2 protein-coding genes and 1 pseudogene are annotated in these 1,932 nt (G+C 45.7%); 2 read left to right on the top strand and 1 reads right to left on the bottom strand.

Going from position 1 to position 1,932, the window contains the following annotated elements; translation table 11 throughout:
- Positions 1–890, bottom strand: a pseudogene (locus RMO84_RS10525) (B12-binding domain-containing radical SAM protein); the annotation flags it as partial.
- Between the two features lie 142 nt (positions 891–1,032).
- Between RMO84_RS10525 and RMO84_RS10520 the strand changes: the two are divergent.
- Positions 1,033–1,446: a XisH family protein gene (locus RMO84_RS10520; protein WP_310488416.1), complete on the top strand. Its 414-nt coding sequence runs from the start codon at positions 1,033–1,035 to the stop codon at positions 1,444–1,446.
- Positions 1,434–1,769 (top strand): XisI protein, encoded by a 336-nt coding sequence (locus RMO84_RS10515; protein WP_310488415.1) that lies wholly within the window; start codon positions 1,434–1,436, stop codon positions 1,767–1,769. Before RMO84_RS10520 ends, RMO84_RS10515 begins: the two co-directional genes overlap by 13 nt.
- Positions 1,770–1,932 lie beyond the last annotated feature (163 nt).

Below are 1,932 nucleotides of genomic sequence, written 5' to 3'. Positions count from 1 at the left end.
GTCGATCGCATTCCAGTTTCGATCGCATTAATTACCGCTTCCGGCTCCACATCCCGCGCAGGGCGAGTCAACATCCCTGGCTGACAAAAGCGACAACCACGGGTACAACCACGGCGAATTTCAATCGTCAGTCGATCGTGGACGGTTTCGACATAGGGCACCAACCCGATCGAGTATGCTGGAATCGGGGTAGCTACCCGTCGAAGGATGCGTTCGGGTACTTCAGGATGATTTGGTTTCACACTCCCATCGGGGTGGGAATCGTAAAATTGGGGCACATATACGCCGGGAACCTGAGCCAGATCCAATAACAAATCGCGCCGACTCAGCCCCGCATTTTTGCCATCTTCAACTACCAACCCAATTTCGGGTAATAATTCTTCCCCATCTCCCAGGGCGATAAAGTCAAAGAAATCCGCATAGGGTTCGGGATTGGATGTCGCTGTTTGTCCGCCTGCAAAAATCAGGGGATAATTACCCGCTTCACGTTCGCGCCACGTTAGGGGAATTCCCGCCAGAGTCAACATCTCCAAGATATTCGTCGCGCCCAATTCATAGCTGAGACTAAAACCGAGGATATCAAATTCGGCAAGGGACTGCTGCGACTCCACCCCGAATAATGGAGTCTGAGTATCGCGTAATTTCTGGGCTAAATCCGCTGCGGGAAGGTAGGCTCGATCGCACAATTGGCGCGGCTGGGCATTAATAATACTGTAGAGGATAATATGCCCCAGATTGCTCGCCCCAACTTCGTAGATCTCTGGATATGTCAGTGCCCAGCGAACTGTCGCACTCTCCCACGGTTTATGCACCGCACCGAGTTCGTTACCGAGGTAACGCGCGGGTTTGAGGATTTCAGGAGTAATGAGACTATCTACTGCAACTGCCACGATTTTGGAGCCTCTGACACTATAAATTTCGGATCTCTATGATAACGTCTAACCACCGATCGAGAGCCGCGTATTGTGTTGAATGTTAAGATTGTGATTGAAGCTCTAACTCTGTTACTGCCCAAAGAATAAAAACCAATCTATGGCTCGCGATCTATTTCACAATATTGTTAGGACAGCTTTAGAAAAAGATGGTTGGACAATTACTAACGATCCCTTAAGTATTCGGTGTGGCGGTGTCGATATTCAGATCGATCTCGGCGGGGAGAAACTAATCGCAGCAACGAAGGATACTCAGAAAATCGCTGTAGAGATTAAGAATTTTGTCACTGCATCGAAAATTTCTGAGTTTCATACAGCATTGGGACAGTTTATCAATTATCGAACGGCACTAAGATTGGAAGAGCCAGAACGAATCTTGTATCTAGCGGTACCTTTGGTAACTTATAATGATTTTTTTAATTTGCCATTTACTCAAATAATTATCACTGAGAATCGAGTAAAAATCCTGGTCTATGACACTGAAATAGAGGAGATCGACAAATGGATAAGTTAGAATTGTATCGATCGATAGTCACGGAGATATTAACTAAATATTCTCAATACAAGCCAAGCTATGGACAAGTAGAGATCGAACAAATCTTCGATCGCGATCGCGATCGATATCAATTACTCGCGATCGGTTGGAATCAACAAAAAAGAATATACGGCACGACAATTCATCTAGATATTCAGGATGAAAAAATCTGGATTCAACAAAACACTACCGAATTCGATCTAGCTAGCGATTTAGTAGATATGGGAGTACCGAAACAGGATATTGTGATTGGGTTTCATACTCCCAAAATGCGCCAATTAACAGGTTTTGCAGTTGGGTAAACCTGTTAATCCACCGTGCCGAGTTCGTTACCGAGGTAACGCGCGGGTTTGAGGATTTCAGGAGTAATGAGACTATCTACTGCAACTGCCACGATTTTGCCTCTGGTTCTGTTTGCTTGGGCGATTATCTATCGTTGCGCGGATTTGATAATGTGGGGTTCGT

Source organism: Chamaesiphon sp. VAR_69_metabat_338, assembly GCF_031423935.1.
Taxonomy (GTDB): domain Bacteria; phylum Cyanobacteriota; class Cyanobacteriia; order Cyanobacteriales; family Chamaesiphonaceae; genus Chamaesiphon.
This window is presented reverse-complemented; position numbering and strand designations above follow the sequence as displayed.

Excerpts from the sequence above, each read along its gene's own strand:
- RMO84_RS10520 (WP_310488416.1), top strand. The coding sequence starts at position 1,033 with ATGGCTCGCGATCTATTTCACAATATTGTTAGGACAGCTTTAGAAAAA.
- RMO84_RS10515 (WP_310488415.1), top strand. The coding sequence starts at position 1,434 with ATGGATAAGTTAGAATTGTATCGATCGATAGTCACGGAGATATTAACT.